This window comes from Galactobacter sp. (assembly GCF_022712295.1).
GTDB lineage: Bacteria > Actinomycetota > Actinomycetes > Actinomycetales > Micrococcaceae > Galactobacter.
This window is the reverse complement of the sequence record NZ_JALAGT010000026.1, coordinates 1-6,617: the sequence shown is the minus strand read 5'-3', so window position 1 is coordinate 6,617 and position 6,617 is coordinate 1. Positions and strand designations below refer to the sequence as shown.

Annotated in this window: 8 protein-coding genes; 6 read left to right on the top strand and 2 right to left on the bottom strand. The window is 65.6% G+C overall.

The annotated features are described in order from the left end of the window. The 4 genes from Q0A15_RS01935 to Q0A15_RS01920 all read left to right on the top strand — a co-directional run. Positions 1 to 475 (top strand): MFS transporter (locus Q0A15_RS01935; protein WP_291277857.1); only part of this gene is annotated, 475 nt, incomplete at its 5' end. A gap of 91 nt (positions 476 to 566) precedes the next feature. Next, positions 567 to 1,421 carry a fumarylacetoacetate hydrolase family protein gene (locus tag Q0A15_RS01930; RefSeq protein WP_291277856.1) on the top strand — a complete coding sequence of 285 codons (855 nt, stop codon included), beginning with the start codon at positions 567 to 569 and terminating at the stop codon, positions 1,419 to 1,421. A gap of 1 nt (position 1,422) precedes the next feature. Then, positions 1,423 to 1,818, top strand: a complete 396-nt coding sequence (locus Q0A15_RS01925; RefSeq protein ID WP_291277855.1) for a hypothetical protein — start codon at positions 1,423 to 1,425, stop codon at positions 1,816 to 1,818. 167 nt (positions 1,819 to 1,985) lie between these two features. Next, positions 1,986 to 2,549: a TetR/AcrR family transcriptional regulator gene (locus Q0A15_RS01920; protein WP_291277854.1), complete on the top strand. Its 564-nt coding sequence runs from the start codon at positions 1,986 to 1,988 to the stop codon at positions 2,547 to 2,549. Between the two features lie 4 nt (positions 2,550 to 2,553). Here the strand turns inward: Q0A15_RS01920 and Q0A15_RS01915 are convergent, their stop codons facing one another. Further along, entirely contained in the window at positions 2,554 to 3,399 is an 846-nt protein-coding gene (locus Q0A15_RS01915; RefSeq protein WP_291277853.1) for a CoA ester lyase, read from the bottom strand. A 268-nt stretch (positions 3,400 to 3,667) separates the two neighbouring features. On the opposite strand from Q0A15_RS01915, the gene Q0A15_RS01910 reads away from it, so the two are divergent. Further along, on the top strand, positions 3,668 to 5,071 hold the full coding sequence (locus tag Q0A15_RS01910) for an amino acid permease (RefSeq protein ID WP_291277858.1): 1,404 nt from the start codon (positions 3,668 to 3,670) through the stop codon (positions 5,069 to 5,071). 223 nt (positions 5,072 to 5,294) lie between these two features. On the opposite strand, the gene Q0A15_RS01905 is transcribed toward Q0A15_RS01910, so the two are convergent. Beyond that, positions 5,295 to 5,846 carry a nuclease gene (locus Q0A15_RS01905; protein ID WP_291277852.1) on the bottom strand — a complete coding sequence of 184 codons (552 nt, stop codon included), beginning with the start codon at positions 5,844 to 5,846 and terminating at the stop codon, positions 5,295 to 5,297. A gap of 99 nt (positions 5,847 to 5,945) precedes the next feature. On the opposite strand from Q0A15_RS01905, the gene Q0A15_RS01900 reads away from it, so the two are divergent. Then, the gene (locus tag Q0A15_RS01900; RefSeq protein WP_291277851.1) at positions 5,946 to 6,338 is read left to right on the top strand and encodes a helix-turn-helix domain-containing protein; all 393 of its coding nucleotides are present in this window, start codon (positions 5,946 to 5,948) and stop codon (positions 6,336 to 6,338) included. Positions 6,339 to 6,617 lie beyond the last annotated feature (279 nt).

Sequence of the window (6,617 nt, the reverse complement as noted above, 5' to 3'; positions counted from 1 at the left end):
GCGCGCCATGCTGCCCATGGGCCTGATCCAGGTCGTGGCTTCCCCCATCCTCGGACGCATCTACGATGCCCTCGGTCCCCGCCCGCTCGCCATCCCCGCCACGCTGTTGCAATGTGCCGCCGCCCTGATCCTCTGCTTCATGGGGCCCTCGATGCCGGTCTGGCTGATGATCACGGCCACCACCATGTTCGGTCTGGGCATGTCCGGCATCTTCTCAGCACTCATGACCGCAGGGTTGGCGTCCCTCCCCGGTCGGCTTCATGGGGACGGGACCGCCATCGTCAACACCGTGCAGCAGGTGGCCGCAGCAACGGGGACCGCCGTGCTGACGGCCGCGCTGACCCTCGGAGCCGGCGGCGACACCACACACTCCGCCACTGTCTTCGCCGGCGGCCGCTTGGCCTACGTGGTCGCGGCCGTGGCCTGTGCGGGAGCCGCCGTCGCGGCCACCCGCGTCAAACGCCCGACGTCCTGACCCCGGCCCAGCGCGCACCTCACCTTCCGCGCCCGCGCCACACGGCTCAACGCCCGTGCGCAGCTCCGGCCCGATGTGATTCGATGAGCGCATGCGACTGACCACCCTGCGTCTCACCGATCCCACCACCGGCACCGCCACCACCGCCGCGGTGGTGAACCCGGACGGAACGGTCTCCCCCCTGCACGGATACACAGACGTTGCCACGTTCCTGGCGGAGCCGGAGGCGACGCGCGCTGGGGCGCTGCACGTGGCGTCGGGCATCACCCTCCCAGCGCCCGAGCCCGGCGCCTACGCGCCAGTGGTCACGCGGCCGGCCAAGATCTTCTGCATCGGGCTGAACTATCGCAGCCACATCGAGGAGACCGGGGAGAAGGTTCCCGACTACCCCACCGTCTTCACCAAGTTCGCGCTCTCACTGACGGGTCCGTTCGATTCCATCGAGGTGCCGCCCGAGGACCACCGGCTGGATTACGAGGGCGAGCTGACCGTGGTGATCGGCTCCGGCGGCCGACGCCTGCGGGGCGAGGCTGCTGCGGCAGCGATCGGCGGGTACACCATCGGCAACGATGTCTCCATGCGCGGCTGGCAGGGCCGAACCTCGGAGTGGACGCAGGGCAAGGCCTGGGAGGCTTCCACACCCGTGGGCCCATGGGTGGTGACCCCAGACGAATTCCCCGACGGCGCCAGACTGACCACGGCGGTCAACGGTGAGGTGGTCCAGGACGCTCCGACCTCCGACCTGGTCTTCACGCCAGTGGATCTCGTGGAGTACCTCTCCGCGATGATCACGCTGGAGCCAGGCGACCTCATCATGACCGGTACCACCGCGGGTGTGGCGCTAGGGCGTCGCAATGAGGCCGGCCGGCATCCTTGGCTCAAGACGGGCGACGTCGTGGAGGTCACCATCGAGGGACTCGGCTCCCAGCGCACGGAGGTCCGCTGACATGACCGATTTCGACACCCATCGGAGCCTGCGCCTCACTCGACGCAATCGCCACCTCGCTCGACTGGGCGCCGCGCTGACCGCGGGGCTGCTCGCAACGGCATCGCTCGCCGCGTGCTCGGGATCCGAGGACGACCCGGCTGCCGCGTCAACGTCAGCATCCACCGCGAAGACCGCCCTGGGGCCAGACACCAAATGCAGTGATTACCTGGGCCTGAGTGAAGAGGACCAGGTCAGGGTCATTCAGAACACGTCGCGGGAGCTGGACGACGAGTTCATCAGTTCAGCCCAGGCGTTGACCGCGGTGGATTCCATCAAGCAGTTCTGCCGGCAAGATGACCTGAAGGACGGGACCATGCGTGATATCGCTGAACCGGACCAGGACGGCCAGGACTGAACGGTCGTCATGAGGTTTTGCGCCGCCATGAACTGAGAACGTCTGATAGAAACGTCAGCAGTACGCAAGTGGCAGAACCCGACAACGAGTAGAATTCGTGGCTCGCGATCAGCGAAGTGCTGTTCCCATCGGTTGCGTCGCGAACGCAGAAATGGAAGAGAGACCCCGTGGCAGATGATCCGCGTCAGATCCGTACCCGTCAGGCGTTGAAAGCAGCCTTGCTCCGCCTCGCTGCGGATGACGCAGTCACGTCGGTGAGCGTTGCGCAGCTGTGCAATGAGGCCGGTGTTCACCGAACCACGTTCTATGGCCACGCCAACAGCCTCGAAGAGTTCGCGGTCGATGTCCTCGCTGAGGACATCGATGTCATCACCACCGTGGAGGTGGATACCGCGGATGCCATCAACGCCTACCGGCAGGCGACGGTGGCACTGATGGACCACCTTCGTAGCAAGCGGCCGGTCCTGCGGCCCCTCTTCGCCTCCCCGTGGAAGGGAGCACTCCTAGCCAAGCTGGAGGAGGACCTGCATCACCGCGCACAGCTTGCGGTGGAGACCCTCGCGGGTATGGACGGGGTGGACGTTCCGAAGCCGTATGCAGAGGCCAGCGCCTTCATCGCAGGCGCTCTGCTCGGCACCTGCCTTGACTGGGTGAACAGTGACGACGAGGACAGCGAGGGGCGGGCGTCCCGCATGCTGGCGCTCTTCCCCGCATGGTGGCCGGTGCGCTGAAACGTCAGGCGTTCCAGAGGCCGTAGGACTCCGCGAGATCCGCGATCTTCTGTGCACGCTTCAGACGCGGCAGGTAGGAACCATCTGTCATGGCCGCACCGTGTTCGTGGGCGTCCAACAGCTCATGGGCCCAAGACATCTCATCGGTGGACGGCGACAGGCCCCTGTTGACTTCGTCCACAGAACCCATGTCCAGCACCAGCTTCCCGGTCATGCCCATGGTCGCGGTGACGCGGCAGTCTCGGTTCACGTCCTCTGACGTGGCCCCGGCCGCGCTTGGGCCGTCGATGGCACCGGGCAGGCGCCCGACGCGGGAGGCAACCACCAGGCGGCCGCGAGCGTAGGCCAACGCCATGGGATCGTCCCCCACACCGGTGTCCTTGCGGAAATCGTTGATGCCGAAGGCCAAACGGAACGTGCCTGGTGCCGAGGCGATCGCCGTGGCGTTCTCGATACCCTCCGCGCTCTCGATCAGGGCGAGAACGGGGGTGCCTGCCGCCAGACGCATGGCGGTGTAGGTGACCTGTTCCGGCTTCTCCGTCTCCGCGAGCATCACGCCGCGCACACCAGGGACCTTGTTCAGAGCGGCCAGATCATCCGCCCAATGCTCGGAGGTGGGCGGGTTCACGCGCACCCAGCCGGTCATGCCGGACGAGAGCGCGTTCACCACGTTGTCACGTGCCTCCTGCTTCTTGTCCTGCGGGATCGGCGCCTCCATGTCGAAGACCACGGAATCCGCCTCCGAGGTCAGGGCCGGACCGAAGAGTTCCGGCTTGAGGGCGTTGACCAGCAACCACGAGCGGGAGAGCTTGGCAGGCAGGGACGCGGCGCGAAGATTCCGGAACGGCATGGGTCCAGCCTACCGGCGTTCAGGACCTTCCCCGCAGACCTTTCATACCAGATTCGGCATATACGGTCTTCCCGAAAACGTCACACCGGTGTGTGCCGAATCTCATCCGCGTCACCATCGCCTCCAGTGACGCAGCCGAAACACAGACTGAGTAGGGTCTGCAGTCGTGAGTCAACAGCAGAACACCCCCGCTTTCGAGCCAGGTCAGGAACCGGGCTACGAAGCAGCCGACGCCCCAAAGCTCGAGCGCGCCCTCAGCAACCGCCACATCCAGCTCATCGCGATCGGCGGCGCCATCGGCACCGGCCTGTTCATGGGCTCAGGCAAGACCATCTCCGTGGCGGGTCCCGCCGTGATCCTGGTCTACATGATCATCGGCTTCATGCTCTACTTCGTCATGCGAGCCATGGGGGAGCTTCTGCTCTCCAAGAGCGGCTACCGCAACTTCGCCGACTTCGCAGCAGACATCCTGGGCCCCTGGGCCGGATACTTCGTGGGCTGGACCTACTGGTTCTGCTGGATCGTCACCGGCGTTGCAGACGTCATCGTGATCGCCTCCGTGTACGTGAAGTTCTGGGCCGACAGCTTCCCGGTATGGGTCACCGCCTTGGTGGTGATCGGCATCCTGTTGGCGTTGAACCTGCCGTCGGTGCGCGGCTTCGGCGAGACCGAGTTCTGGTTCGCCCTGATCAAGATCGTGGCGATCTCCGCACTGATCGTGGTGGGTCTTGTCATGATCGTCACCGGATTTGAGCACGCAGGCGCCACAGCCTCCTTCGCGAACCTCTTCAATCATGGCGGCGGGTTCTTCGGCGGCGGCTGGATCGGCTTCGTCGGTGGCTTCCAGATCGCCGTGTTCGCGTTCGTCGGCATCGAACTGGTCGGTACCGCCGCGGCCGAGACCAAGGATCCCGAGCACAACCTCCCCAAGGCCGTCAACGCCATCCCGGTGCGCATCCTGCTCTTCTACGTCGGCTCCCTCGTGGTGCTGATGTCCGTGGTCCCCTGGACTCGGTTCAGCGCCGACGAATCGCCCTTCGTCATGCTGTTCTCCCTGGCCGGGCTCGGCGCCGCGGCCCACCTGGTCAACCTGGTGGTGCTGACCTCCGCCCTTTCCTCGGCCAACTCCGGGATATATTCCACTTCACGCATGCTTTACGGGCTCTCCACCGACGGTGATGCGCCGCGACAGTTCGGCAAGCTGTCCAAGCGCAAGGTCCCACAGAACGCGCTGTTCCTCTCCGGTGTCTTCCTGCTGGCCTCGGTGGTGCTGCTCGTGTTCGGCCTGGACCAGTCCAAGGGCTTCTCCGTGGTCACCACGATCTCCTCGCTGTGCTTCATGTTCGTGTGGACGCTGATCCTGGTGAGCTACCTTGTCCACCGCAAGCGCCGCCCGCAGGCCCATGCCGAATCCAAGTTCAAGATGCCTGGTGGCCTCGTGATGCCGTGGGTGGTGTTCGCGTTCTTCGTATTCCTGTTGGTGGCCTTCGTCTTCGACGCAGACACCCTGGCCGGCCTCATCGCTACCCCGATCTGGTTCATCCTGCTCGGGATCGGCTACCTGTTCCTGCGCCGCAGCCGTTTCCACGCGGCCGCCCGTGCGGAGCACCGCGCCATCGTGGCCAAGGAACACCAGGAGGCCGCCGCCTGGCGTGCGGAGCACGCCGGCTGACCTCTGTCACGCACAAAGGTGCCCGACGGCGCGTACTGAGTACGCGCCGTCGGGCACCTTTGTGTTCCGGCCGAGGTTTCTCTCCCACCACCGCCCCGCCTGACTTCAGCTGGATACCTGACTTCAGCGCAATCACGGCGACTGGACTGAAGCTAGGTATCGCGCCGAAGACACGTCCAGGCGCGGACCGAGCCGGGAGGTGCAAACGACCGTTCCGAGCGGATCAGATGAAGTCCAGCGGGTCGAACTCGTCGATGTCGATGATGTGGACGCGCGGCAGGGGCTTCTTGAACGCCTGGACGTCGTACTCCAGGTCGATGATCTCCAGGCCCGGGATCTTGCGCAGGTCCCCCGCCATGAACTCGCCGAAGCCCACAGCGGCGAGGCGACGTTCCTCCTCGTCCTCGGCCAGGTCCGCCATCTGCTCGGCGAAATCACGGTCGTGACTGACGAGGACCACATCGCCCTCACGGTCCTTCAGGGCCGCTGCGGTGCGCTGGATGGCGATGTCCACGACCTTGCCCTCGCCGTTCAACGGCACGGGCTTGTACCCCATGGCGATGAGCGCCTGGACGAAGGTCATGGGGAGGTCGCCGTTGGCGGCCAGAAAGAACAGCGGGACCACGGGCTGGCCCCAGGACTCGGAGAAGTGCTCAAGCAACACATTCCACCGCGGACGCTCATCGGAGTGAGGGCGGCGGCCTAGTACGGAGTTCCCCAGCGTTGCATCAATATTCTCGCCATCGACGAGCAAATATGTTTTACGTTCTGTCATACCCCAACGGTACCCGCAGGCATCTCGCCCGACCTGAGTCCACGGCCACTCCGCCCCGCCTCCCAGCATGTTGGCAGCCCGCGCGGTGCAATGGTGTCCATGAATCAACCTGTGACCGCCGTCGGGCGGCAATCCACGTATCCCGCGCTGCCCCCGCAAGAGGCGGCCCGCCTCGGAGAGGCTCTGAGTGCCAAGGCAGACGTCTCGGTCTTTGTCGACGGCACGTCCCTGCGGCTGCCAGACGGTGCCCGCGACGCAGTGATCGAACTCCTCCGGCGGCTCGCGGACGGCGAGGGGGTCGAGATCCACGCCGCCCACGCGTGGCTGACCACCGCCCAGGCCGCGAAGCTGGCGGGGATCTCACAGACCTATCTGCGTAACCTCAGCGACGCAGGCAGCATCCCCGTGACCTACCGTGGAACCCATCGGCGCTACCGTTCCGCAGACGTTCTGGCATGGGCCAAGGCCCACCGCGGCTCCGAGAACGAGTGATCCCAGAAGCAGCTTGCATGGTGCAGATCACCGCCATCGGCTAGGGACACCCTCCGGGACGCCCGCGTAGACTGAAACACGATCCGGTTGTATCCGTCCCCGGGTCCAGGCATCCCCCACTGGCAAAGAAGGCTGTTCGCCGATCACGGCGTTCACGGGGCGAAGGCCGCGCATACCCGCGCCGGACGGACTCTTCCCTAGAAGAAACGGATCCCCCTATGACCACGCGCCCAGAAACCTCCTCGCAGCGTCCCCGCCGTTCCGCGTCCGCCCCGGAGG

Coding starts and splice junctions, on each gene's coding strand:
- Q0A15_RS01900 (WP_291277851.1), top strand. CDS start 5,946: ATGAATCAACCTGTGACCGCCGTCGGGCGGCAATCCACGTATCCCGCG.
- Q0A15_RS01905 (WP_291277852.1), bottom strand. CDS start 5,846: ATGACAGAACGTAAAACATATTTGCTCGTCGATGGCGAGAATATTGAT.
- Q0A15_RS01915 (WP_291277853.1), bottom strand. CDS start 3,399: ATGCCGTTCCGGAATCTTCGCGCCGCGTCCCTGCCTGCCAAGCTCTCC.
- Q0A15_RS01925 (WP_291277855.1), top strand. CDS start 1,423: ATGACCGATTTCGACACCCATCGGAGCCTGCGCCTCACTCGACGCAAT.
- Q0A15_RS01930 (WP_291277856.1), top strand. CDS start 567: ATGCGACTGACCACCCTGCGTCTCACCGATCCCACCACCGGCACCGCC.